The 25,453-nt window shown below is 72.0% G+C and carries 22 protein-coding genes and 1 riboswitch; of the genes, 16 read left to right on the forward strand and 6 right to left on the reverse strand.

What is annotated here, in order from left to right; all coding sequences use genetic code 11:
* Positions 1–286 precede the first annotated feature (286 nt).
* Both QUY26_RS33840 and QUY26_RS33845 read left to right on the forward strand, forming a co-directional pair.
* A complete protein-coding gene (locus QUY26_RS33840) occupies positions 287–1,780 on the forward strand; it encodes an amino acid permease (protein WP_289953533.1) in 1,494 nt (497 codons plus the stop codon).
* Between the two features lie 39 nt (positions 1,781–1,819).
* Positions 1,820–2,275, forward strand: a complete 456-nt coding sequence (locus QUY26_RS33845; RefSeq protein ID WP_030360443.1) for an Lrp/AsnC family transcriptional regulator — start codon at positions 1,820–1,822, stop codon at positions 2,273–2,275.
* Between the two features lie 104 nt (positions 2,276–2,379).
* On the opposite strand, the gene QUY26_RS33850 is transcribed toward QUY26_RS33845, so the two are convergent.
* Positions 2,380–3,036, reverse strand: coding sequence for a Repetin (locus QUY26_RS33850; protein WP_289953534.1), 657 nt, complete (start codon positions 3,034–3,036; stop codon positions 2,380–2,382).
* Positions 3,037–3,371: 335 nt separating this feature from the next.
* On the opposite strand from QUY26_RS33850, the gene QUY26_RS33855 reads away from it, so the two are divergent.
* Positions 3,372–4,166, forward strand: coding sequence for a carbon-nitrogen hydrolase family protein (locus QUY26_RS33855; RefSeq protein ID WP_289956263.1), 795 nt, complete (start codon positions 3,372–3,374; stop codon positions 4,164–4,166).
* Between the two features lie 84 nt (positions 4,167–4,250).
* The gene (locus QUY26_RS33860; RefSeq protein ID WP_289953535.1) at positions 4,251–5,963 is read left to right on the forward strand and encodes a flavin monoamine oxidase family protein; all 1,713 of its coding nucleotides are present in this window, start codon (positions 4,251–4,253) and stop codon (positions 5,961–5,963) included.
* A 16-nt stretch (positions 5,964–5,979) separates the two neighbouring features.
* Here the strand turns inward: QUY26_RS33860 and QUY26_RS33865 are convergent, their stop codons facing one another.
* The 3 genes from QUY26_RS33865 to QUY26_RS33875 form a co-directional block, all read right to left on the reverse strand.
* Positions 5,980–6,885, reverse strand: coding sequence for an LLM class F420-dependent oxidoreductase (locus tag QUY26_RS33865; RefSeq protein ID WP_289956266.1), 906 nt, complete (start codon positions 6,883–6,885; stop codon positions 5,980–5,982).
* A 94-nt stretch (positions 6,886–6,979) separates the two neighbouring features.
* Positions 6,980–7,717: a DUF5995 family protein gene (locus tag QUY26_RS33870; RefSeq protein WP_289953536.1), complete on the reverse strand. Its 738-nt coding sequence runs from the start codon at positions 7,715–7,717 to the stop codon at positions 6,980–6,982.
* 51 nt (positions 7,718–7,768) lie between these two features.
* A complete protein-coding gene (locus tag QUY26_RS33875; RefSeq protein ID WP_289953537.1) occupies positions 7,769–9,229 on the reverse strand; it encodes a uracil-xanthine permease family protein in 1,461 nt (486 codons plus the stop codon).
* 182 nt (positions 9,230–9,411) lie between these two features.
* Here QUY26_RS33875 and QUY26_RS33880 point away from each other — a divergent pair, with 182 nt between their 5' ends.
* A complete protein-coding gene (locus QUY26_RS33880; RefSeq protein WP_289953538.1) occupies positions 9,412–10,719 on the forward strand; it encodes an alginate lyase family protein in 1,308 nt (435 codons plus the stop codon).
* A 41-nt stretch (positions 10,720–10,760) separates the two neighbouring features.
* On the opposite strand, the gene QUY26_RS33885 is transcribed toward QUY26_RS33880, so the two are convergent.
* Positions 10,761–11,993 (reverse strand): MFS transporter, encoded by a 1,233-nt coding sequence (locus tag QUY26_RS33885; protein WP_289953539.1) that lies wholly within the window; start codon positions 11,991–11,993, stop codon positions 10,761–10,763.
* 161 nt (positions 11,994–12,154) lie between these two features.
* Between QUY26_RS33885 and QUY26_RS33890 the strand changes: the two genes are divergently transcribed.
* Entirely contained in the window at positions 12,155–13,327 is a 1,173-nt protein-coding gene (locus QUY26_RS33890; RefSeq protein ID WP_289953540.1) for an ROK family transcriptional regulator, read from the forward strand.
* A gap of 194 nt (positions 13,328–13,521) precedes the next feature.
* Here the strand turns inward: QUY26_RS33890 and QUY26_RS33895 are convergent, their stop codons facing one another.
* Positions 13,522–15,846 (reverse strand): chitinase C-terminal domain-containing protein, encoded by a 2,325-nt coding sequence (locus QUY26_RS33895; RefSeq protein ID WP_289953541.1) that lies wholly within the window; start codon positions 15,844–15,846, stop codon positions 13,522–13,524.
* Between the two features lie 271 nt (positions 15,847–16,117).
* A riboswitch (FMN riboswitch) is annotated at positions 16,118–16,248 on the forward strand.
* A gap of 175 nt (positions 16,249–16,423) precedes the next feature.
* Here QUY26_RS33895 and ribD point away from each other — a divergent pair.
* The 10 genes from ribD (at position 16,424) to QUY26_RS33945 (ending at position 25,409) form a co-directional block, all read left to right on the forward strand.
* Positions 16,424–17,740, forward strand: a complete 1,317-nt coding sequence (gene ribD / locus QUY26_RS33900) for a bifunctional diaminohydroxyphosphoribosylaminopyrimidine deaminase/5-amino-6-(5-phosphoribosylamino)uracil reductase RibD (protein WP_289953542.1) — start codon at positions 16,424–16,426, stop codon at positions 17,738–17,740.
* On the forward strand, positions 17,741–18,394 hold the full coding sequence (locus QUY26_RS33905; protein WP_289953543.1) for a riboflavin synthase: 654 nt from the start codon (positions 17,741–17,743) through the stop codon (positions 18,392–18,394). It begins immediately after the preceding gene.
* Positions 18,391–19,053, forward strand: coding sequence for a nicotinamide mononucleotide transporter family protein (locus tag QUY26_RS33910; RefSeq protein ID WP_289953544.1), 663 nt, complete (start codon positions 18,391–18,393; stop codon positions 19,051–19,053). Before QUY26_RS33905 ends, QUY26_RS33910 begins: the two co-directional genes overlap by 4 nt.
* A complete protein-coding gene (locus tag QUY26_RS33915; RefSeq protein WP_289953545.1) occupies positions 19,050–20,393 on the forward strand; it encodes a bifunctional 3,4-dihydroxy-2-butanone-4-phosphate synthase/GTP cyclohydrolase II in 1,344 nt (447 codons plus the stop codon). Before QUY26_RS33910 ends, QUY26_RS33915 begins: the two co-directional genes overlap by 4 nt.
* Before the next feature lie 45 nt (positions 20,394–20,438).
* Complete coding sequence (gene ribH, locus QUY26_RS33920; protein ID WP_289953546.1) at positions 20,439–20,945, forward strand: 6,7-dimethyl-8-ribityllumazine synthase; 507 nt, start codon at positions 20,439–20,441, stop codon at positions 20,943–20,945.
* 13 nt (positions 20,946–20,958) lie between these two features.
* Positions 20,959–21,231: a phosphoribosyl-ATP diphosphatase gene (locus tag QUY26_RS33925; protein WP_030560521.1), complete on the forward strand. Its 273-nt coding sequence runs from the start codon at positions 20,959–20,961 to the stop codon at positions 21,229–21,231.
* Positions 21,232–21,317: 86 nt separating this feature from the next.
* Positions 21,318–22,166, forward strand: coding sequence for an ATP phosphoribosyltransferase (gene hisG / locus QUY26_RS33930; RefSeq protein WP_289953547.1), 849 nt, complete (start codon positions 21,318–21,320; stop codon positions 22,164–22,166).
* 20 nt (positions 22,167–22,186) lie between these two features.
* Positions 22,187–22,666 (forward strand): PH domain-containing protein, encoded by a 480-nt coding sequence (locus tag QUY26_RS33935; protein ID WP_436840448.1) that lies wholly within the window; start codon positions 22,187–22,189, stop codon positions 22,664–22,666.
* A 266-nt stretch (positions 22,667–22,932) separates the two neighbouring features.
* The gene (locus QUY26_RS33940) at positions 22,933–24,318 is read left to right on the forward strand and encodes a hemolysin family protein (RefSeq protein WP_289953548.1); all 1,386 of its coding nucleotides are present in this window, start codon (positions 22,933–22,935) and stop codon (positions 24,316–24,318) included.
* Entirely contained in the window at positions 24,315–25,409 is a 1,095-nt protein-coding gene (locus QUY26_RS33945) for a hemolysin family protein (protein WP_289953549.1), read from the forward strand. The genes QUY26_RS33940 and QUY26_RS33945 overlap by 4 nt, the downstream gene beginning before the upstream one ends.
* The last annotated feature ends 44 nt before the right edge of the window (positions 25,410–25,453 follow it).

A 25,453-nucleotide genomic window follows, 5' to 3' on the forward strand; every position in this document is an offset into this window, starting at 1 on the left:
GCCGCCGGGGGCGCCGCCGCGGGCGCCCGATCAAACAAGGACAAACCGGGCGCGGACGCAACGGACGAAACGGACGGCGCAACGATCGGGCGCATCACCGCGTCGCACGCAACGATCTTGTGTCGATGCGCAACGTTGCTGCATTACGGTTGGGAACCAGCGCCTCGTAGAGTCGGGCGCTGTACGTGGCGTGGCGGGGACTGCCTGCTCGGTGGCTCCCGTTCTTTGCGTCTGGGCTGCCGCGGCTTCCTGCCACCTCTACCGGCAGCGATGAAGGAGCCAGCGCGTGCTCGACCAGGGCGCACCCCCGAAGACCCGCCCACGCCCCCAGGGCGACGTCGGTCTCGGCAGCCGAATAACGCGGCGCAAGCCCGTGGACCGCCTGGTCGCCGAGGGCGGCCAGGGTGAGGGCGGCACGCTCCGCCGGACCCTCGGCATGTGGCAGCTGACCATGATCAGCATCGGCGCCACCCTCGGTACCGGCATCTTCGTGGTGCTCGGCGAGAGCGTCCCGAAGGCGGGCCCCGCCGTCACGATCTCCTTCGTGATCGCCGGTCTCACCGCCCTCTTCTCGGCCCTCTCCTACGCCGAGCTGGCCGGCACCATCCCGGTCGCCGGATCCTCGTACTCGTACGCGTACGCGACGATGGGCGAACTCGTCGCCTGGGTCTGTGGCTGGTGCCTGGTCCTGGAGTACGGCGTGTCCGTCGCGGCCGTCGCCGTCGGCTGGGGCGAGTACCTGAACGAGCTGCTCGACGGCACCATCGGCGTCACCATCCCGGACGCGCTGTCCGCGGCGCCCGGCGAGGTCGACGGCGCGATCATGAACCTGCCCGGCCTGATCGTCGTGCTGCTCGCCATGGTGTTCCTGCTCGGCGGCGCCAAGGAGTCCGCGCGCGCCAACACGATCATGGTGATCGTGAAGATCGCGGCCCTCGTGCTGTTCTGCGCGGTCGGCTTCACCGGCTTCAAGTCCGGCAACTACGCCGACTTCATGCCGCTCGGCGTCGCCGGCGTCAGCGCGGCCGGAGCGAGCCTGTTCTTCTCCTACATCGGCTTCGACGCCGCCTCCACCGCAGGTGAGGAGGCCAAGAACCCGCAGCGCGACCTGCCCCGCGCGATCATGCTCTCGCTGATCATCGTCACCGCGCTCTACGTCCTGGTCGCCGCGGTCGCCGTCGGCGCCTGGAACTGGAAGGACTTCGAGGGCTCCGAGGCCTCGCTGACCGCGATCATGAACGACGTGACCGGCCAGACCTTCTGGGGCACGCTCCTCGCCGCCGGTGCCGTCATCTCCATCGCGAGCGTCGTCCTGACCGTCCTCTACGGCCAGACCCGCGTGCTCTTCGCGATGTCCCGCGACGGACTCGTGCCCAAGACGTTCGCCAAGGTCAGCGGCAAGACCGGCACGCCCAGGGTGAACACCGTCCTGGTGTCCCTGTTCTGCGGCGCGCTCGCCTCCGTGATCCCGCTCGGCAAGCTCGTCGACGCCACCAGCATCGGCACGCTGTTCGCCTTCGGCCTGGTCAACGTCGCCGTGATCGTCCTGCGCCGGACCCGGCCCGACATGCCGCGCACCTTCCGGGTGCCGCTCGGCTGGCTCTTCCCGGTCCTCGGCTTCGGCTTCTGCGCGTACAACATGTACAACCTCGACGCGGCGACCTGGAAGGTCTTCGGTGTCTGGATGGTCGTCGGGCTCGTGTTCTACTTCCTGTACGGGATGCGCCGCTCCCGCCTGGAGACCGAGCCGCTCGACGCGGAGGCCTCCGCAGTGAAGTGACACGCGTGAAGCGACACGCAGAAAAGTGAACGACCCCCTGTGCGACTGAACGATCTCGACGAACGCATCGTGCACGCCCTCGCCGAGGACGCCCGCCGCTCCTACGCCGACATCGGCCAGCTCGTCGGCCTGTCCGCGCCCGCCGTGAAGCGGCGCGTGGACCGGCTGCGGGCCACCGGAGCGATCACCGGATTCACGGTGCGGGTCGACCCGGCGGCGCTCGGCTGGGAGACCGAGGGGTTCATCGAGATCTACTGCCGTCGGAACACCTCGCCGGAGGCGATCCAGCGGGGGCTCGAGCGGTACCCGGAGATCGCGTCCGCCTCCACCGTCACCGGTGAGGCGGACGCGATCGTTCAGGTCTTCGCCGCGGACATGCGGCATTTCGAGCGGGTGCTCGAGCGCATCGCGGGGGAGCCGTTCGTCGAGCGGACCAAGTCCGTGCTGGTGCTCTCGCCGCTGATGCGGAGGTTCTCTTCGGGGTCGCCCGCCTAGTTCTTCGGGTGCGCCGACCGGCCCCGCCCGGTCCGTGGCCGGGCGGGGCCGGAGCTCGCGGTGGCGCGGTGGCCCGACCCCCGTCCGGGTCACCGCGCCGGTTCTCAGTCGCCCTCGGGGTACGGCGGGTTCCACGGGGCCACGTGGAAGTCGCCCGTCCCCTTCTTGACCACCTCGAAGGGGGCGGCGCTGTTGCACTTCGGCAGCTTCTTGTCGCCGGTGGGACCGCCCGTGGCGCCCCAGCTGTAGCCGGCGCGGTCCAGCTTGCCCGGGCCCTTGTCGTGCACGCTGAAGCCGACGCGGCCGCCCTTGATGTCCTTGATGTTGGTCTTGGTGATGATGCCGGTCACCGAGGCCACCTTGCCGCCGGTCACGAGGCAGTCGATCCGGCCCTTCGCCCAGCCGCCCTTGCCGCCAGGCTTGTCCAGGTGCACGAACTCGAACGTGCCGGTCGCCTTGCTGGGGTCGTCGTTGTACTTGGCGGCCAGGTGCGCGTCGAATGTGAACGTCACGTCCTCCGTGGTCTTGCGGAAGAGCTTCGCCGAGCCGGTGAGCGCGGCCGCCTCACGCGGCTTCGCCTTGGCCGGGGCCGCGTCCTTCGCGGCGGGAGCGGGGTGCGCGGCGTCCTGCGCGCCGATCCGCTTGCCGGGGTGCGTCACGTCCTCGCCGGACGCCACGGCCACGCCGGCCGCGCCCGCGGTGATCAGGAGTGCGGCGCCCACGGCGACGGCGCGGTTGCGGGTGAAGGCGTTACGGCTCACGGGAAGCCCTCCGTCTTTCGTTCAGGCTGGTCACCCGGCGTTTCCGGGTGAGATCACGATCCCGTGGCAGGGGGGTCGGACGCGTCCGGCCGTGGGCTGCTCTGTGCTTCCGCCGCGCGGGGGAGGGAGTGCGGCCCGGAGTGCGCCCGCAGACGGACACGCCGCCCGCGGGGCACGCAACGAATCGCCGCCGCACCCGCCGCACGCGCAACAGATCGCCCAGAGGGGTGCAACGGTCGCGCCTTGCCCGGCCACGGCCGCGGAACGTACCGTCTTTGCGAACCCCTGACGCCCGCCCGTCTCCCTACGCACGCCCCGAGGTAGCCATGCCGCCGCTGCGCACCGCCCTGCTCCAGAGCTCGGGACGTCCCGGTTCCGTCGCCGCCAACCTCAAGGTCCTCGACGAGGCGGCGGAGCGGGCCGCGGCGGCCGGAGCCCGGCTGCTCGTGACGCCGGAGATGTTCCTGACCGGGTACGCGATCGGCGACGACGTGCCCCGCCTCGCCGAGCCCGCCGACGGCGACGCGGCGGACGCCGTGGCCGACATCGCCGTACGCCACGGCCTCGCCGTCGCCTACGGCTACCCGGAGCGCGCGGACACCCACGTCTTCAACTCCGTCCAGCTCATCGGCGCGGACGGCGCCCGGCTCGCGAACTACCGCAAGACCCACCTCTTCGGCTGCTTCGAGCGCGACCACTTCACGCCCGGCGAGCAGACCGTCGTCCAGGCCGACCTCGACGGCGTCCGGATCGGCCTGATGATCTGCTACGACGTGGAGTTCCCCGAGAACGTGCGGGCCCACGCCCTCGCGGGCACCGACCTGCTGGTCGTGCCGACCGCGCAGATGCACCCCTTCCAGTTCGTCGCCGAGTCGGTCGTGCCGGTGCGCGCCTTCGAGAACCAGATGTACGTCGCGTACGTCAACCGCGTCGGCCCCGAGGGCGAGTTCGAGTTCGTCGGCCTGTCCACGCTCGCCGGTCCCGACGGGATCGCCCGGACGCGCGCCGGACGCGGCGAGGACCTGGTGATCGCCGACGCCGACCCCGCCTTCCTCGCCGCCTCCCGCGAGGCCAACCCCTATCTGAGCGACCGCCGCCCCGGCCTGTACGGACCCCTCGTCCAGGCCTGACCGCACCGGCAGCGCCGCAAGGCCGCCGAGGGCGAAGCCCGCCCGCGCCACCTTTTTCCGTACCGCGCAAGGAGTCCGTACCCCATGACGTCCACGGTGCCCACCGCCGTCCAGCACACCGACGCCCAGCCGCCCATCACCATGTTCGGGCCGGACTTCCCCTACGCGTACGACGACTTCCTCGCGCATCCCGCGGGCCTCGGCCAGATACCCGCGACCGAGCACGGCGCCGAAGTCGCCGTCATCGGCGGCGGCCTCTCCGGCATCGTGGCCGCGTACGAGCTGATGAAGATGGGCCTCAAGCCCGTCGTCTACGAAGCCGACCAGATCGGCGGACGGCTGCGCACCGTCGGCTTCGAGGGCACCGGCACCGAGGGCCTCACCGCCGAGATGGGCGCCATGCGGTTCCCGCCGTCCTCCACCGCGCTCCAGCACTACATCGACCTGGTGGGCCTGCAGACCAAGGCGTTCCCCAACCCGCTCGCCGAGTCGACCCCCTCGACGGTCGTGGACCTCAAGGGCGAGTCGCACTACGCCACCACCGTCGACGACCTGCCGCAGGTCTACCGCGACGTGATGCACGCCTGGAACGCCTGCCTGGAGGAGGGCGCGGACTTCTCCGACATGAACCGCGCCCTGCGCGAGCGCGACGTGCCCAAGATCCGGGAGATCTGGTCGAGGCTCGTCGAGAAGCTCGACAACCAGACCTTCTACGGCTTCCTCTGCGAGTCCGAGGCCTTCAAGTCCTTCCGGCACCGCGAGATCTTCGGCCAGGTCGGCTTCGGCACCGGCGGCTGGGACACCGACTTCCCGAACTCCATCCTGGAGATCCTGCGCGTCGTCTACACCGAGGCCGACGACCACCACCGCGGCATCGTCGGCGGCAGCCAGCAGCTGCCCCTGCGCCTGTGGGAGCGCGAGCCGCAGAAGATCGTGCACTGGCCGCTCGGCACGTCCCTCGCCTCGCTGCACGACGGCCGCGCGCCCAAGCCCGCCGTGACCCGCCTGCACCGCACCGCCGGCAACCGCGTCACGGTCACCGACGCGAACGGCGACATCCGCACCTACCGCGCCGCGATCTTCACCGCCCAGTCCTGGATGCTGCTCTCCAAGATCGAGTGCGACGACTCGCTGTTCCCCATCGACCACTGGACGGCGATGGAGCGGACCCACTACATGGAGTCCAGCAAGCTCTTCGTGCCCGTCGACCGGCCCTTCTGGCTGGACAAGGCCGTCGACGACAGGGGAAATCCGACCGGCCGGGACGTCATGTCGATGACGCTCACCGACCGCATGACGCGCGGCACCTACCTGCTCGACGACGGCCCGGACAAGCCCGCCGTCATCTGCCTCTCCTACACCTGGTGCGACGACAGCCTGAAGTGGCTGCCGCTGTCGGCGAACGAGCGCATGGAGGTCATGCTCAAGTCGCTCGGCGAGATCTACCCGAAGGTCGACATCAGGAAGCACATCATCGGCAACCCGGTGACCGTGTCCTGGGAGAACGAGCCCTATTTCATGGGCGCGTTCAAGGCGAACCTGCCGGGCCACTACCGCTACCAGCGGCGTCTGTACACGCACTTCATGCAGGACCGCCTCCCCGAGGACAAGCGCGGCATCTTCCTCGCGGGCGACGACATCTCCTGGACGGCCGGCTGGGCCGAGGGCGCCGTGACGACGGCCCTGAACGCCGTGTGGGGCGTCATGCACCACTTCGGCGGCGCCACCGACGCGACCAACCCCGGCCCCGGCGACCTCTACGACGAGATCGCGCCGGTGGAACTCCCGGAGGACTGATCCCGAGGGGGAGCCCTCAGAGGCCCGCCTCCCTGGCCGCCGCGTGCACCGCGGCGGCCACGTCGGTCAGCTCCAGGGCGTCCCGCACGCCCGCCTGGAGGTCGACGAGGATCTCCTCCACGCCGACGGCCGCGTGTGCCACCAGGTCCTCGGCGATCTGCTCCGCGTTGCCCCGGAAGGGGGCGCGGTCGGGGCCGTCGTACGGCTTCGACGTGAAGCGCGCGTTCGCGCGCAGGACGCTCTGGATCGGGGCGGTGCGACCGCGTTCGGCGGCCAGGTCGGTGAGCCGCCGCCACTCCTCGGCGAGGCGCGCGGGGCCCGCCGCGCCCGGCATCCAGCCGTCGGCGCGGTCCACGAGCCTGCGGGCGGCCCGCGGGCTGTTGGCGGGCAGCAGGACGGGGATCGGGCGGGCCGGCTTCGGCCCCACCTCGGACGGGACGATCGTCGTCCGAGTCCCCTTGGTCCCCTCGTACGCGACCGGGTCCGGGCCCCACACGGCCCGGCACACGTCGAGCGTCTCGTCGAGGACCTCGCCACGCCGTTCGTAGGGCGCGACGGACGCCGCCGCGTACTCGTCGATGGACCAGCCCGTGCCGAGGCCCGCGACCACCCGGCCGCCGCTCGCCGCGTCCAACGAGGCCAGGGAGCGGGCCAGTTGGAACGGCACGTGCAGCGGCGCCACCAGGACGCTGGTGCCGAGGCGCACCCGCTCGGTGACGGCGGCGGCGAGGGTGAGCGTGACCAGGGGGTCGGCGACCGAGCGGTAGGTGTCGGGCCAGGGCCTGCCGGGGATGCCCCACAGGCCCTGTGTCGGGGGATCGGGGAACAGGACGCGCTCGAAGACCCAGAGGCTGTCGAACCCGGTCTCCTCGGCGGCACGCGCCACCCGCGCGACATCGCGTCCGACGGCGAAGTGCTTCATCTGCGGCAGGCCGAGGCCGAGTCGGCAAGAGGGCACGACAGCTCCTGGGGGTCCGGGGCGGTACGGGTCCCGGACACGCTAGCCCGGCGCGGGATCAGTCCGGCAGAGGCGTGAGCAGCATCCGCCCCACCAGGCCCACCGTGTCGTCCAGGCGCGCCCGCATCTCCTCCGCCACGCCGGGGAAGTCGCGCAGCGCCCACAGGGCGCGCGCCGCCGACCACGCGCCGTCGCGGGCGCGGTCCAGGCTCCAGGAGCCGAGCAGGTGGGTGAGGGGGTCGGCGACCTGGAACAGGTCGGGGCCCGGCATCAGGTCCTCGCGGATGCGTTCCTCCAGCGAGACCAGGATGTCGCCCACGCGGTCGAACTCGTCCTCCAGGTCGGGCGGCGCGCAGCCGAGGCTGTGGCAGGTGTCCACGACGGCGAGGGCCAGGTCGTGGCCGATGTGGGCGTTGATGCCCGCGAGCGCGAACTGCAGGCCGCGCACGCCGGGGTGGCGGCGCAGCTGGAAGAGGGGGCGCCAGCACGCGGGCGGGCACCCGTCGGCCGCGGCGGTGTCCACGGCCCGCAGATAGCGCTCGGCGAAGCGGACGTCCAGGGTCACCGCCGCCGTCGCGTCGGGGAACCCGCCCGCGGCGACGGTCCGGCCGACCTCCTGGGTGACAACCAGATACACGCGGTTGAAGACGGCGACGCCGTCGCGGCGCGGCCACAGGGCGTCGAGGGCGCGCATCCGCGCGAGGACGCCGTCGATGCCGCCGTCGGTGAGGCGGCCGGTTCCGCTGCCCGCGCGCACGGGGTGGGCGCGCTCGGCGATCCGCTCGGACTGGGCCATGCGGGCAGGGTCCCAGCCCCGGCGCGGCGCGCGGGCACGCCGGGCGCGGGCTTACCCAGAACGAGGGAACGCGTCCGAGTCCTTGTGCGTGTCGCCTCCGTCGTGCGGGGCGTCCGTGCCGGTCCCGTCCCGCTTGTCGTCCCCGTCGTCGTACGTGGACGTGCCCGAATCGAGCAGCGGTTCCTGGGACTTGAGGTGGGCGGGGGCGAACGCCCGCAGCACGTGGTAGCCGGTGATGACGACGATCGTGCCGAGCGCGATGCCGCTGAGCGAGAAGTTGTCGGTGAACTTCAGCGAGACGTTGCCGACGCCGATGATGATGCCCGCCGCCGCCGGGACCAGGTTCAGCGGATTGCGCAGGTCCACATCGGCGTTGATCCAGATCTGCGCGCCGAGCAGCCCGATCATGCCGTACAGGATGACGGTGATGCCGCCGAGGACGCCGCCGGGGATCGCGGCCACCACGGCGCCGAACTTCGGGCACAGGCCGAAGAGCAGGGCGAAGGCGGCGGCCGCCCAGTACGCGGCGGTGGAGTAGACGCGGGTCGCGGCCATCACGCCGATGTTCTCGGAGTACGTCGTGTTGGGCGGGCCGCCGACCGCGGTGGAGAGCACCGACGCGGCGCCGTCCGCGGAGATCGCGGTGCCGAGCTTGTCGTCCAGGGGGTCGCCGGTCATCTCGCCGACGGCCTTGACGTGCCCGGCGTTCTCCGCGACCAGCGCGATCACGACGGGCAGCGCCACCAGGATCGCCGACCACTCGAAGCTCGGGCCGTGGAAGGACGGCAGGCCGATCCAGTCCGCGTTCCCGACCGCCGAGAGGTCCAGGCGCCAGTGGTCGGTGACCTGGCCGGAGCCGTCCTGCGAGTGGATCTTCCCGAAGACGGAGTCGAGCACCCAGGACAGCGCGTATCCGAAGATCAGGCCCAGGAAGATCGCGACCCGCGACCAGAATCCGCGCAGGCACACCACGGCCAGACCGGTGAACAGCATCACGCACAGCGCGGTCCACTGGTCCTGCGGCCAGTAGGTCGCGGCCGTGACCGGCGCCAGGTTGAAGCCGATCAGCATCACCACCGCGCCCGTGACGATCGGCGGCATCGCGGCGTGGATGATCCGGGCGCCGAACCGCTGCACCGCGAGCCCCACGACGAACAGCGCCGCGCCGACCACGAGCACCGCGCCCGTGACCGTCGCGCTCGACCCGCCCTGCGCCCGGATCACCGCGGCCACGCCCACGAAGGACAGGGAGCAGCCGAGGTAGCTGGGCACCCGGCCGCGGGTGGCGAGCAGGAAGATGACCGTCGCGACGCCCGACATCATGATCGCGAGGTTCGGGTCGAGGCCCATCAGGACCGGCGCGACGAACGACGCCCCGAACATCGCCACCACGTGCTGGGCGCCGAGCCCGAAGGTGCGGGGCCAGGAGAGCCGTTCATCGGGGCGGACGACGGCTCCGGGCGCGGGGGTGCGCCCGTCGCCGTGCAGTCTCCAGCGCACGCCGAGGTCCATGGTGAGTTCGCTTTCTGTGCGCGGGGACGAGCGGTGTCCTCGCAGGGACGAGCCGTGTCGTCATGTCGACGATCAGCGTCGACATGTTAGTGCGACGTAAGAGTGGTTCCTTTCCGGCGCGCTTCCGGTACGTTGACATGGCCAAGTCACTGAACGGAGTTCACATATCTGATGGGAGCGTGATGAGCGCCCGTACCCGCATCGGCGCCCTGTTCACCGCCACGGTCGCCGTCGCCGCCGTCCTGGCGACGGCCCTGCCGGCCGCTCCGGCGCAGGGCCCGCCTCCGAAGGCCGCGGCCGCGAAGGCCGCGAAGGTCAAGGCCCCCGACACCGCCGTCCTGGACGGCAGGCGCCTGGCCGCCGCCAAGCGGCGGCTCGACCGGGGCGACCCCCGACTCCGCGAGGCCCTCGGCCACTTGACGGCACGCGCGGACAAGTGGCTCGGCAAGGGCCCCTGGACGGTCGTCGACAAGCCGAAGCCCGCGCCGAGCGGCGACCCCCACGACTACCTGAGCCAGGCCCCCTACTGGTGGCCGACCGAGCCCAAGACCCCCGACAACCCCTGGGGCTGCCCGTACGAGCAGCGCGACGGCGAGCGCAACCCGGAGGTCGACACCGGCACCGACCGCCGCGACGTGGAGAACGTCTTCGACTCGACCTACGAGTTGTCACTCGCCTGGTACTACACGGGCGACCGGAGGTACGCACGGCACGCCGCGAAAATCCTGCGCACCTGGTTCCTCGACCCGGCGACGCGGATGAATCCGAACCTGAACCACGGGCAGTTCATCCCCTGCAAGTACGACGGCCGCGCCATCGGCATCATCGACTTCTCGCAGTCCTACACCTCCGTCGTGGACGCCCTCGCGATCCTCGACACGGGCGCGCCGGGCTGGACGTCCGCCGACCGCACGACGATGCGCTCCTGGACCAAGAGCTTCCAGAAGTGGCTGACGGACAGCCGGTTCGGCAAGGACGAGGCCGCCGCGAAGAACAACCACGGCACCTTCTACGACATGCAGCTCGCCGCCCTCGCCTACGCGAACGGCGACAAGACGCTGGCCCGCAGGACCGTCCTGAACGCCCGCGCCCAGCGCATCGACCCGCAGATCGCCCCCGACGGCAGCCAGCCGCAGGAGCTCACCCGCAGCCGCAGCTGGCACTACTCGACCTTCGACCTGGTGGCGTACACCCGCCTCGCCGACATCGGCAGGCACGTCGGGGTGGACCTGTGGAAATACCGGGGCCCGGACGGGCAGAGCCTCGTCAAGGCGGTCGACTACCTGCTGCCCGCCGCGACGGGTGCCGCGAAGTGGCCGCACCCGGAGCTCCAGTTCCTGCGGTACGCGGCGAGCGACGTCGTGCGGGCCGCCGCCGACGCGGGCTCGGCCGCCGCGAAGGCCGCGGTGCCGAAGCTGGAGCGGCCGCCCGGCGGGGACCTGTGGGAGCTGCGCCCGGCGGCCGAGCAGTTGGACTCGATCGCGGGGTGAGGGGCGGGCCGGACGGTGGGGGAGCGGGGCTCGTAGCCCCGTCAGGACTTGCGGTCCGCCGGTGCCGCCTGCGCCTCCGCCGAACCGGCCCGTACCGACGGCGCCGGGCGGCCCTCCGTCCGCAGCACCCCCGCGAACGCCATCAGACCGCAGGCCAGCGCCGTGACCAGGCAGAAGGACGCCACCAGACTGGTCGCGTCGGCGAGTGCGCCGATCGCCGAAGGGGCGACGAGGCTGGAGGTGTAGGTGATGGTCGCGACGCCCGCGATGGCCTGGCTCGGGTTCGGGCCGCTGCGCCCGGCCGCGGCGAACGCCAGCGGGACGACGACCGCGATGCCGAGACCCATGAGCGCGAACCCGCTCATGGCCATCGCTGCGTGCTGCGCCGTCACCACGAGCAGTCCGCCGAGCGCCGCGCACGCCCCGCCCGCCCGCACCGTGCGGACCGCGCCGAACCGGTCGACCACCTTGTCGCCCGCGAACCGCGCGATGGCCATGGTGAGCGTGAAGCCGGTGGTGCACGCGGCGGCAAGGCCCGCGGAGGAGTCGAGCACGTCCTTGAGGTACACCGCCGACCAGTCCAGGCTCGCGCCCTCCGCGAACACCGCGCAGAAGCCGACCGCGCCGATGAGCAGCGCCGACTTCGGCGGCAGCGCGAACCGCGGCGGCGCCTCCTCCTCGGGCGCGCTGCGCAGGTCGAGCACGCCCTGGCAGGCGATCAGACCGAGCACGGTGAGCACCGCGGCGGCGAAGACATGGTGCACGCGGGCGTCGACGTGCAGATGCGCGGCGACCGTGCCGCCCGCCGAGCCGATCAGGGCGCCCGCGCTCCACATGCCGTGCAGGCCGGACATGATGGACTTGTCCATGCGGTGCTCGATCTCGACGCCGAGGGCGTTCATGGCGACGTCCGCCATGCCCGACGTCGCGCCGTACACGAACAGGGCCGCGCAGAGCGTGACCAGGTTCGGCGCGAGCGACGGCAGGGTGAGCGCGAGGGTCCACAGGGCGAGCAGCCCGCGCAGGGCCGTACGGGCGCCGAAGCGGTGGCTCACCCAGCCCGCGAGCGGCATGGCCACGGAGGCGCCGATCGCGGGGAAGGCGAGCGCGAGGCCGAGCAGGCCCGCGCTGATGTCCGCGTGGTCCTGGATCCACGGCACCCGGGTCGCGAACGAACCGGCGACGGAGCCGTGCACGCAGAAGATCACCGCGACGGCGATCCGGGCCCGGCTCAACTCCCGCTTCCCATGCCCCACTTGGCTCTGCTCACTCATCCGCTCCACCCCTCCACGGTCCCGTTCGGGATCGCCGCAGTAAACTATCAGGAACCCTGCCTGATAGAAGAGGGCCGGGGAACCGAATATCGCGCGCGTCCGAAAGCGGCCTCTGTCCGGCGGAGGGCGGACCGACGGGAGCGCTGTGGAAGGATCCCGCCATGCCCGCATCTCCGAGCACCGCTCGGGCCATCAACGACCGGCTCGCGCTGCGCCTGCTGCAGAGCGAGGGGCCCTTGACGGCGGGACAGCTGAAGCAGCTCACCGGCCTGTCCCGGCCCTCCGTCGCCGACCTCGTCGAGCGCCTCCAGGGCTCCGGTCTGATCACGGTGGTGGGCGAGACCGGGGAGCGCCGCCGCGGCCCGAACGCCCGCCTCTACGGGATAGTCGCCGACCGGGCCCACCTGGCCGCCCTCGACGTCCGCACCGAGAGCGTGTCCGTGGTCGTGGCCGACCTGCTCGGCGCGCCCCTGGCCGAGGCGACCGTGCCGATCGACACCGGCACCGGCACCGGCCGCGCCGTGCAGCGGGCCGTGGCCCTGGTCGAGCGCACGGCCCGCGCGGGCGGCGCGAGCAGGCTGCACACGGTGGGCGTCGGGGCGCCCGGACTCATCGACCCGGCCACCGGCGACCTGCGCGACTCAGCGGGCCTGCCCACGTGGCACCGGCGCCTGGCCTCCGCCCTCGCCGAACGGCTGCCCGCCCGCGTCCTGATGGAGAACGAGACCAACCTCGCCGCCCGCGCCGAGCAGCGCGACGGCGCCGCCCACGACCGCGACACGTTCGTGCTGCTGTGGCTGGGCGCGGGCACCGGCGCGGCCGTCGTCCTCGACGGCACCCTGCGCCGCGGTGCCTCCGGCGGCACCGGCGAGATCGGCTTCCTGCCCGTCCCCGGCACCGGAGGGCTGCCGTCCGCGACCGCCTGCGACGGCGGCTTCCACTCGCTGGCAGGATCGGGCGCGGTCGAGGACCTGGCCGCCGACCACGGCCTGAAAGCGACACCCGAGCCGTCCGAACTGCCCGCCGCCGCGCTGGTCCGCCACGCCGTCGAGTCGGCCCACACCCCGTTCCTCGACGCCCTCGCCGACCGCGTGGCCATCGGCGCCGCGTCCGTCGCGGCCGTCCTCGACCCCGGATGCGTGGTGCTCGGAGGCGAGTTGGGGCGCGCGGGCGGCGAGGTGCTCGCGGGGCGGGTGGGGGAGCGGGTGGCCGCGATGTCGCCGCTGCCGACCGAGGTCCGGGCCAGCGTGCTCGGCGGCGCGGCGGTGCTGCGGGGCGCGCTGCTCACGGCGCGGGACGCGGCACAGGAGGAACTGTTCGCGCCTGGGGGGTGAGGAGGGCGCGGGCGGCCCGGGCTCGATGTGGCGGTGGGCACGCCGAACGGCCCGGCCGCTGGGGGCGGACCGGGCCGTTCGGGCTGGGAGCCCGGCGGCGAGGCAAGGGCACGTCAACCCGCCGCCGGGCGTTTGTGGGGGGAGCCGTCCGGGGCACCGCGGGGTCGCGGAGCCGAGCGGTCACCGTCGAGGGGTCAGCAGGCGCCGAGGTCCTGCCACACGCCCCAGTCGCCGGTGGTCCCTGGCTCCTCGCCCTTCGTCCACCACTTCGACTTCCACTGGTGCGCCTTGTGGGACACGGTCGTCCCGGAGCCGTACTCGGACGACGTGCTCCACGCGGGCGCGGTGCACTTCCCGGGCGGGTCGGTCGGGTCCGGCGGGTCGGTGGGTCCGGTGCCCGTGCCCGGCTCGACGACGGTCGTGCCGCGTGCCAGGTCACCGGCGAGCCCGTAGGTCGTACCGCTGATGTTCACGGTCCAGTTCGACGGGGTCGACACCGGCAGGTAGTAGTTGAACGACAGGTCCACGGACGCCCCGGGTGCGAGGGTCTGCCAGGCCGGCAGCTTCAGCGAGACCCGGTGGAAGTCGCCCTTGAGGCCGCCGACGTTGCTGCCGGTGTGCCCGGTGCTGATCACCTTCGTGCCGAAGCCGGACTGGTCGGAGGCGTTGGCGGGAGCCGAGGTGCCGTAGTCGAACTGGAACTCCGTGCCGCCGGGCAGCGTGGTCTTCGTGTTGTTGGTGATCTTCAGCTTGGGCGTGATCGGGTAGTTGGAGTCGCCGAGCTTGAACTCGCCGAACTCCACGCCGATGTCGACGGCCTTGGCGGGCAGGTCCTTGCCCGCGACCTTCGCGCCGTACGGGGGCGCCGACTTGAACTTGTCGTACATCGCGGTGGTCAGCGTGTCGCCGATCTCGTACTGGCCCTTGGCGGAGTTGTAGGCGTAGTCGCCGGCGAGCTCCCAGACCATCGTGCCGCCGATGCCCTTGTCGACCACGTAGTCGGCCTTGGCCTTCACCGACTGCTCGTCCTCGGTGGACAGGAAGACCTTCTTGTCGGCGTTCCACAGCCAGGGCGCGACGAGCTTGGAGTCGTACTTGCGCGCGTAGGTGCCGGTGAGCTTGGTGTCGGCGGGGAAGCCGTACTTGGTCACGTAGTCGCCGACGACGCCCTTCTCCAGGTTCTTGGCGTGCCACATCGGGTTGGACCCGGCGGGCGACTCCTTGCCCTTGTCGTCCTTGTCGTGCCACAGGTTGTCGATGCCGACGGCACCGTCACCGCACTTGGTGAGCCCGGAACCGGCCGGACAGTCGGTCGACGCCGCCTTGCCCCAGAGCCCGTCCGTGCCGCCCTGCACGTTCTTGAAACCGCGGGTGTAATACGGCAGGCCGATGTTGATGCGGCCCGCGGGCATCGAACCGCGGAAGTAGTGGTAGGCCCAGTCGGTGTTGAGATATCCGATCCCGCCGTACTGCTGGCTGCCGTACACCCCCGCCGCCGCGAGTTCGGCGTCCTTCCCGTCGTCGTAGAGGGAGGCGTTCGGGCCGACGTACTCGTTCCAGGCGCCGTGGAGGTCGTACGACATGATGTTGACGTAGTCCAGGTACTTCTGGACCTGGAACGTCTCCATGCCGCGCAGCAGATATCCGGACGACGGCGCGGCGACGGTCAGCAGATAGTGCTTGCCGTCGGCGGCGCCGGCCTTGTCCAGCTTCTCGCGCAGCGTCTTCATCAGGACGGCATAGCCCTTGACCAGGCCCGCGCGGCGGCCGTTGGCGAGCTGCCAGTCCAGCGGATTGCCCGCGTCCTTCATCGTCGTCGGGTATTCGTAGTCGATGTCGACGCCGTTGAAGCCGTACTTCTTGATGAAGGCGACGGTGGAGTCCGCGAAGGTCTCGATGCCCGCCTGGTTCACCGAGCCGTCCGCTTTGGTGGCCATCGAGTAGAAGCCGCCGGAGTTCACGCGCTTGCCGTCGTCGCCGAAATAGCCGCCGGTCTCGGCCCAACCGCCCACGGAGACCATGGTCTTGACGTTCGGGTGCTTCTTCTTGAACTTATTCAGCAGATTGAAGTGACCCTTGTAGGAGTACGCGGGGTCCATTTCCGCGCCCGCGACTCCCGGCCAGGTCATTCCGGTGGCGGCGTTCTTCTCGCCGTCACCGCCCACGGAGATCTTGTTGTCGCTCCCGATGTGCGCGAAGGCGTAGTTGAGGTGGGTGACCTTGTCCCAGGGGATGTCGGACGCGAGGTAGGCGGGCTCGCCGTTCTTGCCGGTGCGCCAGCCGGTGAAGTAGCCGATCACGCGGCGCTGGTGGTCGGCGCCCATCTTCTCGCGGCCGTCGGCGTCGTAGACGGAGCAGTAGGGGACATCCACGCCGGGGGTCTTGTAGAGGCCGTCGGGGCGGCAGGACTCGTTGTCGGCGGCGTGCGAGGTCGTCGCGGCGAGGGTGCTCATCAGCAGTCCGGCGACCGCTGCGCCGGCTGCCAGGAGCGTGGCTCTCGCTCGGGTGGGGGTGGGCACGTCGGTTCCTCCTGGGGAGGCTCGGTGTCGCACAACGAACGGGGACGGCGGCCCACGGCGTGCGCACACCGGGCGGGCCTCTCCTCGGAGTGACGCAGACGTTAAGAGGACTAGACCAGTGCGTCAATAGGTATGGACCAATCCCTTTCCGGGGTCGGGTCACCGGGGTGCGAGAGTCGGCGGGGGAGGGGCCGGATGCCTGTGAGCCAGCCCACAGGATCTCCCCTGCACGGCTGTGACCAGGCGTGGCACACTGGTCGAGTACCAGAAGCAGCGCACTCCGGGGTCGGTGCAATTCCGAACCGGCGGTTAAAGTCCGCGACCCGGCCGCCTCCAGCGGTCGGTTGACCAGGTGAAACTCCTGGACCGACGGTGAAAGTCCGGATGGGAGGCAGTGCGCGGCGAGCAGACACATGTGTCATGTGCGTCGCCTCGTCGTCTTTGGCTCGGTTCCTCAGGGGACCGGTCTCTTTCGACGTACGGCGACCCCGGCGACGATCCATGCCGGTGTTCCGCTCGTACGTGTCGTCGTCATCGACAGCCCCGGAGTCCGTGCCCGAAGAGGCAGGAGGACCCGGTGGCCACCGCAGCCGAAGCAGTCGCCATGCGACGCGCCGTCGCGCTCGCCGCACGCGGACTCGGGTTCACGAGCCCCAACCCCGTCGTCGGCTGCGTCGTCCTCGACGCCACCGGCGACAGCGTCGGCGAGGGCTACCACCAGCGCGCGGGCGGACCGCACGCCGAAGTGCACGCCCTGCGCGCGGCCGGCGAGAAGGCCCGCGGCGGCACCGCCGTCGTCACCCTCGAACCCTGCAACCACACCGGCCGCACCGGCCCCTGCGCCCAGGCCCTCCTCGACGCCGGGATCGCCCGCGTCGTGTACGCCGTCGCCGACCCCACCCCCGACGCGACCGGCGGCGCCGCCACCCTCCGCGCGGCCGGCGTCGACGTCGAGTCCGGCCTGCTCGCCGAGGAGGCCCAGACGGTCAACGCCGCCTGGCTCACCTCGGTCCGCACCGGCCGCCCCCACGTCACCTGGAAGTACGCGGCCACGCTCGACGGCCGCGTCGCCGCCGCCGACGGCACCAGCCGCTGGATCAGCTCGGCCGAGTCCCGCGCCGACGTGCACCGCCTGCGCGCCGAGTGCGACGCCGTCGTCGTCGGCTCCGGCACCCAGCGCGCCGACGACCCGCACCTCGCGGTGCGCGGCCCCCTCCTGACGGACGGGGCCGCCCAGCCGCTACGGGTCGTCGTCGACACCCACGGCACCGCCGTGCGGCCCGGCGCCCGGGTCCTCGACGACGCGGCGCCCACGCTGGTGGCCGTCGCGGAGGGCGTGGAGCCGCTGCCCGGCGTGGAGACGGTGCACCTGCCCTACGCCGACGAGCACGCGGACGCCGACCACCTTCCGTACGTCGAGCGGGTCCCGCGCGCGGCCGGGAACGGAGCGGTCGCACCGCCGCCGTCCGGACGACCGGACGCCGACGACGAGGAGGGCCGCCTCGAACACCGCTTCACCGCGAGCGGCGGCGCCTACCGCGCCCAGCGCCCGGACGCCCCGGCCACGCGCCCCGGGCAGTCCGGCACCCCGGGCACCCCGGGAGGCCTCGACATCGACGCGCTGCTCGCCGAACTGCACGCCCGCGGCGTGCGATCCGTACTCCTCGAAGGCGGGCCGACGCTCGCCGGTGCCTTCGTGGCCGCCGGTGCCGTCGACCGCGTCATCGGCTATCTCGCGCCCACGCTGCTCGGCGCGGGCCCCGCCGCCCTCACCGGCGGCGGAATCACCACCCTCACCGAGGCGTTGCGCCTCGACGTGCGCGAGTGCGTCGCGCTCGGACCCGATCTGCGTATCACCGCGACCGTCGCGGGCCCCGGAACGAAGGAGCACTGAGTGTTCACCGGAATCGTCGAAGAGCTGGGCGAAGTCACCGCCGTGGAGAACCTGGGCGACGCGTCCCGCTTCCGGCTGCGCGGCCCCGTCGTCACCGACGGCGCGAAGCACGGCGACTCCATCGCCGTCAACGGCGTGTGTCTGACGGTCGTCGAGCACGAGGCCGACGAGTTCACCGCCGACGTGATGGCCGAGACGCTCGACCGCTCCAGCCTCGGTGCCCTCGCCCCCGGCTCGAAGGTCAACCTGGAGCGCCCGACCGCCGTCGGCGCCCGCCTGGGCGGCCACATCGTGCAGGGCCACGTCGACGGCACGGGCACCATCGTCGACCGCAAGCCCTCCGACAACTGGGAGATCGTCACGATCTCCCTGCCCGACGGGCTCGCCCGCTACGTCGTCGAGAAGGGCTCCATCACCGTCGACGGCGTCAGCCTGACCGTCGTCGACGCCGGTGCCGACCACTTCACCATCAGCCTGATCCCGACGACCCTCGCCCTGACCACGCTCGGCATCAAACAGCCCGGCGACCCGGTCAACCTCGAGGTCGACGTGATCGCCAAGTACGTCGAGCGGCTGCTCGCCGCCGGTGCCGTGACGCCCGCGTGGGCCACGGCCGCCGAGACCGGCGCACCGGATCCGGAGGCAGCGAAGTGAGCACGTTCGACTGGCTGAACTCCGAGGCCTTCACCGCCTTCGGCCAGCACATCATGTGGTCCGACATGGTCGGCAACAGCATCGGCCTGATCGCCCTCGCCCTCGGCTGGCGCCGCTCCGTCTGGACCTGGCCCGCCCAGTTCCTGTCCGGCGTCGTCCTCGTCGCCGCGTACGCCTCCGCGCAGCTCTCCGGCGGCGTCGGCAAGCAGCTCCTCGTCATCGGCGTCGCCCTGTGGGGCTGGCGGCAGTGGACGCGGGGCAGCCGCGCCGCGCAGGACGGCTCCATCGCCGTGCGCTTCGCCACCTGGAAGGAGCGCGGCGTCCTGCTCGCCGGCACCGCCGTCGGCACCCTCGCCGTCGGCGCGCTCTTCACCGCCGTGCCCGACCTGTCCTGGAACCCCTGGCCCGACGCCTACATCTTCGTCGGCACGCTCGCCGCGATGGTGGCCCAGGCCCGCGGCCTGGTCGAGTTCTGGTTCGCCTGGCTGCTCGTCGACATCGTCGGCGTCCCCCTCGCCTTCTCCAGCGGACTCGCCTTCTCCGGGTTCGTGTACGTCGTCTACCTCGCCCTCGTCCTGTGGGGCCTGCGCGACTGGTGGCTGCGCTCCCGGCAGCCCGCCACCCAGCAGCGGCCCGCTCTGGAAGGAGCCCCGGCATGACCGCTCAGCCCACTCCCAGGCCCGTGGACAAGGAGCCGTCGCCCGCGGGCCCGGCCTCCGCTCCGGCAGGCCGCACCGAGGACCTCGCCCTCGACCTCTCCCTCGACCCGGTGGAGATGGCCATCCGCGACATCGCGGCAGGACGCCCGGTCGTGGTCGTCGACGACGAGGACCGCGAGAACGAGGGCGACCTCGTCATCGCCGCCGAGAAGGCCACCCCCGAGATCGTCGCCTTCATGATGAGCGAGTGCCGCGGCCTGATCTGCGCGCCCATGGAGAGCGACGAGCTCGAACGCCTGCACCTGCCGCAGATGGTCGAGAACAACACCGAGTCGATGAGCACGGCCTTCACCGTCTCCGTCGACGCGAGCGGCGCGCACGGCGTCACCACCGGCATCTCCGCCGCCGACCGCGCCACCACCCTCCAGCTCCTCGCGAGCGGCAGGGCCGAAGCGAGCGACTTCGTCCGGCCCGGCCACATCTTCCCGCTGCGCGCCAAGGCGGGCGGCGTCCTCGTGCGCGACGGCCACACCGAGGCCGCCGTCGACCTCGCCCGGCTCGCGGGGCTGCGGCCCGCCGGGGCCATCGTCGAGATCGCGGGTGAGGACGGCCGGATGCTGCGGCTGCCCGAACTGGTGCCGTTCGCCCGCAGGCACGGCCTGACGATCATCTCCATCGAGGACCTGATCGCCTACCGCCGCACCGCCGAGCCCACCGTCCGCCGCGAGGCCGAGGTCCGACTGCCCACGTCCTACGGCGAGTTCACGGCGTACGGCTACCGCTCCACCGTCGACGGCGTCGAGCACGTGGCGCTCGTCCACGGCGACATCGCCACCGGCGAGGACGTCCTCGTGCGCATCCACTCCGAGTGCCTGACCGGCGACGTCTTCCACTCCCTGCGCTGCGACTGCGGGCCCCAGCTCGAGGAGTCCATGCGTCGGGTCACCGACGCCGGGCGCGGTGTCGTCGTCTATCTGCGTGGCCACGAGGGGCGCGGGATCGGACTGCTGTCCAAGCTGCGCGCCTACGAACTCCAGGAGCGCGGCAGCGACACCCTGGACGCCAACCTCGAACTCGGCCTGCCCGCCGACGCCCGCGACTACGGCGCCGGCGCCCAGATCCTGGAGGACCTCGGCGTCCGCAGCCTGCGGCTCCTCACCAACAACCCGGACAAGGTCGACGCCCTCGCCCGGCACGGCCTGAAGGTCACCGCGCGCGAGCCCATGCCGGTCACCGTCGGCGAGCACAATCTGCGCTACCTGCGCACGAAGCGCGACCGCATGGGACACGACCTGCCCTGGCTGGACACCCCGGAGATGTCCGCCTGCGGCAACCAGTAGCACAAGCCATCCGAACAAGCCCCGACACACCCCGAGGAGAAGCGCGTGAGCGGCAAGGGTGCCCCCGAACTGAGCGTGAAGAACTGTGGCGACCTGCGCGTCGCCGTCGTCGCCGCCCTGTGGCACGAGCGGGTCATGGACGGCCTCGTCGACGGCGCGCTTCGCGCCCTGCACGACCTCGGCATCGACGAGCCGACGCTCCTGCGCGTGCCCGGCAGCTACGAGCTGCCCGTCGTCGCCAAGGCCCTCGCGGGCCGCGGCTACGACGCGATCGTCGCGCTCGGAGTCGTCATCCGCGGCGGCACCCCGCACTTCGAGTACGTCTGCCAGGGCGTCACCCAGGGCCTCACCCAGGTGTCCGTCGACACCGGCGTGCCCATCGGCTTCGGCGTGCTCACCTGCGACACCGAGGAGCAGGCCCTCGACCGCGCGGGCATCGAGGGCTCGAACGAGGACAAGGGCCACGAAGCGGTCACCGCCGCGGTGGCCACGGCGGCCACGCTCCGCACGATCTCCGAACCCTGGCGGCAGGGCAGGGGCGCGGGCGCGTAGAGTGAACGACATCATGTCCAAGAAGACTTTCGAGGAGCTCTTCACCGAGCTCCAGCACAAGGCCGCCAACGGTGACCCCGCCACCTCCCGCACCGCGGAGCTGGTGGACAAGGGCGTCCATGCCATCGGCAAGAAGGTCGTCGAGGAGGCCGCCGAGGTGTGGATGGCCGCCGAGTACGAGGGCAAGGAAGCCGCCGCCGAGGAGATCTCCCAGCTCCTGTACCACGTCCAGGTGATGATGGTCGCCCGCGGCATCTCCCTCAACGACGTGTACGCCCATCTCTAGAGCGTCCGCCCGCCCCGCCGAAGTCGCCCCACAGGCAAGCCGTCACTCCTCACGCAGTCACTCCTCACGCAAAGGAATCCGACCTCATGCTGCGCATCGCCGTTCCCAACAAGGGTTCACTGTCCGGACCTGCGTCGGCGATGCTCCATGAGGCCGGATACCAGCAGCGCAAGGAGTCCAAGGAACTCGTCCTCGTCGACCCCGAGAACGAGGTCGAGTTCTTCTACCTGCGCCCGCGCGACATCGCCATCTACGTCTCCTCCGGCAAGCTCGACATCGGCATCACCGGACGCGACCTCCTGATCGACTCCGGCGCCAACGCCGAGGAGATCCTGCCACTCGGCTTCGCCCGCTCCACCTTCCGCTTCGCCGCCAAGCCCGGCACCGCCCAGGGCATCGACGAACTGGCCGGACGCACCGTCGCCACCTCCTACGAGGGCATCGTCGCCAAGCACCTCGCCGACAGCGGCGTCGACGCCTCCGTCATCCACCTCGACGGCGCCGTGGAGACCGCCATCGAGCTGGGCGTCGCGCAGGTCATCGCGGACGTCGTCGAGACCGGCACCAGCCTGCGCAACGCGGGCCTCGAGGTCTTCGGCGAGCCGATCATGAAGTCCGAGGCCGTCGTCATCCGGCGCACCGGAGCCGCCGCCGACGACCCCAAGGTGCAGCAGTTCCTGCGCCGCCTCCAGGGCGTCCTGGTCGCCCGGACGTACGTGATGATGGACTACGACTGCCGCGCCGAACACCTCGAGCAGGCCGTGGCGCTCACCCCGGGCCTGGAGTCGCCGACCATCTCCCCGCTGCACAACGAGGGCTGGGTCGCGGTCCGCTCCATGGTCCCCACCAAGGACGCGCAGCGGGTCATGGACGACCTGTACGCCATCGGAGCGCGCGCCATCCTGACCACGGCCATCCACGCCTGCCGCCTGTGACCGCGCCGGAACCCACCACCATGTCTGCGACGTCTGCCATGTCCGACCGGTCCGACCGGCCCTCGGCAACCGCCCTGCCCGTCACGTTCCGGCCCGCCCGCACCCGGGCGGTGCTGCTCACCGCCGGGGCCGCGGTCTTCGCGGCGCTCGTCGTGATCTCCGTGCTGCTGCCCAACCTCAGCCCGGGGGAGCGGACCAGCTTCGTCTTCACCGGCGCGCTGCTGCTCGGCGTGCTCGTCCTGCTGAGCAGGCCCAAGGTGGTCGCCGACGAGACGGGCGTGACCGTCGTCAACATCGCCACCAGCCGCCGCCTGGAGTGGGCCGAGATCGTCCGGGTCAATCTGCGCCCCGGCGACCCCTGGGTGTTCCTCGACCTGACCGACGGCACCAGCCTGCCCGCCCTCGGCATCCAGCCGGGCATCGCCAAGCAGCGCGCCGTCAGCGACGCCCGCGCGCTGCGGGCCCTGGTCGAGGCGCGCTCCGGCAGCGAGACCGGCTGAAGGACCCCGACCGGGGAATCCCCCAAGGGCCGGAATCCGGGAGGACTCGGGGGATCCCGAACTGACGCGCCGACGCCTGTCTTGATTAATCTGGATGCGGGGCGGACACCACGTGCCGCCCCGCCCCGGACGGCCGGCGCGGCCGGCACGGGGCTCCTGCTAACCGAGGAGTGACCCTCTCCGGCGATGGACGGATCGTCCTGTAGTACCTGCGCCGCCCCCTCCCGACATCCGGGGACCCGAGCACCGGGCGAGGCGGCGGCATCATGACCATCCCCCTGCTGCTCCTCGGAGCGGCTTTCCTGTTGATCCTCGCCAACGGCTTCTTCGTGGCCGCCGAGTTCGGCCTCGTCACCGTCGAGCGGCCCGACGCCGAGAAGGCCGCCGCCGACGGCGACCGCCGGGCGCGCACGGTCGTCGGCGCCCTGAAGGAACTCTCCTTCCAGCTGTCGGGCACCCAGCTCGGCATCACCATCACCTCGCTCGTCATCGGCATGCTCGCCGAGCCCGCCCTCGCGCGCCTCCTCGCCCGCCCGCTCACCTCGACGGGCATACCGGAAGGGGCGGTTTCGGGAGTCGCGGTGGCCGTCGGCATGCTCCTGGCCTCCGCGGTGCAGATGGTGATCGGTGAGCTGGTGCCCAAGAACTGGGCGGTGTCCCGGCCGTTGCAGGTCGCGCGGTTCGTCGCGGGCCCGCAGGCCGCCTTCTCCCGCCTGTTCCGGCCGGTCATCGCCGGGCTCAACTCCGTCGCGAACCGCCTGGTGCGGTCCCTCGGGGTCGAGCCCGCCGAGGAGCTCGCCTCCGCCCGCACCCCCGGTGAACTGGTCTCCCTCGCCCGGCACTCGGCCCGCGCCGGAGCCCTTGAGCAGGACACCGCCGACCTGTTCGTGCGCACACTCTCGCTCGGCGAACTCACCGCGCAGCACGTGATGACGCCCCGCGTGAAGGTCAGCGCCCTGCAGTCGTCCGCCACCGCCGAGGACGTGGTCAACCTGACCCGCGCCACCGGCCTGTCCCGCTTCCCGGTCTACCGGGAGCGGATCGACGAGGTCATCGGCATGGTCCACCTCAAGGACGCCCTCGCGGTCCCCGCGCACGAGCGGCTGCGCGCCCCCGTCGGCCGGATCGCCAAGTCCCCGCTGCTCGTGCCGGAGACGCTGCCCGTGCAGCCCCTCCTGGAGCGGCTGCGCAGCGAGCAGCCGATAGCGGTGGTCGTCGACGAGTACGGCGGCACGGCCGGTGTGGTCACGCTGGAGGACATCGTCGAGGAACTCGTCGGCGAGGTCCGCGACGAGCACGACCACCAGGACGGCCTGCCCGACCTCGCGGCCGCACCGGCCGAGGACGGCAGACCCGCCTGGGACGCCGACGGCGGCTGCCGCGTCGACACCCTGCGGCGCATAGGAATCGACATCCCCGAGGGGCCGTACGAGACCGTGGCCGGACTGGTCGCCGATCTGCTCGGCCGCATCCCAGCACCCGGCGACCGGGCCGAACTCCCGGGCTGGCGGCTCGCGGTCCGCCAGGTCGGGCACTTCCGGGCCGAGCGGGTGCGCCTGGTGCGGACCGGGGACCCGGCCGGGGCGCCCGGCGAGGCGGCCGGCGGGGCCGTGGACCGGGTGGGCGCCCCGGTTCCGGAGGCCGTCCGATGAGCGCGCTCCAACTCCTGCTCGCCGTCCTGCTCGTGCTCGCCAACGGCTTCTTCGTGGGGGCCGAGTTCGCGCTCGTGTCCGTACGCCGCAGCCAGATCGAGCCGCTGGGGTCCAAGAGGGCCCGCCAGGTCCTGTACGGCCTGGAGCATCTGCCGCAGATGATGGCCGCCGCCCAGTTCGGCATCACCGTGTGCTCGTTGACGCTCGGCGCCGTCGCGGAGCCGACCGTGGCGCGGCTGCTCGAACCGCTCTTCCACGCGGTGCGCCTGCCCGAGGGCATGGCCCACCCCCTCGGCTATGTGATCGCACTCGCCGCCGTCGTCTTCCTGCACCTCGTCATCGGCGAGATGCTCCCGAAGAACCTCGCGATGGCGGCACCCGAGCGGACCGCGCTCTGGCTCAGCCCCGGCCTGGTCGCGTTCGCGCGCCTGTGCCGGCCGGTCACGGTGACGCTCGGCGCCTGCGCCCGGCTGATCCTGCGGCTGTTCAAGGTCGAGCCCAAGGACGAGGTGGAGGCGGTCTTCACCAGCGTGCAGCTGGGCCGTCTGGTGGAGGACGCGGGGCAGGCGGGTCTCCTCGACCCGCGGGCGCAGGAGCGCCTGGAGGACGCCCTGGAGCTGGGGTCACGGCCGGTGACGGACGTCCTGCTCGACCGGGCCTCCCTGGTCACGGTCGGTCCTTCGGTCACCCCGGCGCAGGTCGTCGAACTCACCGGGCGCACGGGCTACTCCCGGTTCCCGGTCCGTGCGGAGACCGGCGCCTTCATGGGCTATCTGCACGTGAAGGACGTCCTGGACCTGGAGGACACCGACCGCGCGGTGCCCCAGCACATCTGGCACCGGATGACGGTCCTGCGCGCCGAACTGCCCCTGGACGACGCCTTGACCGTGATGCGGCACTCCGCGACGCACCTGGCCCAGGTGGCCGACGCGTCCGGCAAGGTGCTCGGCCTGGTCGCCCTGGAGGACGTCCTGGAGCTCCTGGTCGGCGAGGTCCGTGACCCGGCGCACCGGGTGGCCGTGCCTCCGGCGGCGCACGCGGTGCGGAGCCGGGGCGCGCGGGACGTACGGGGGAAGGAGCTGGTCGGCTGAGGCCGGTGGGCCGGTGGGCCGGTGGGCCGGGGCGGCGGGGGAGG

It is taken from the genome of Streptomyces flavofungini, assembly GCF_030388665.1.
Taxonomy (GTDB): Bacteria; Actinomycetota; Actinomycetes; order Streptomycetales; family Streptomycetaceae; genus Streptomyces; species Streptomyces flavofungini_A.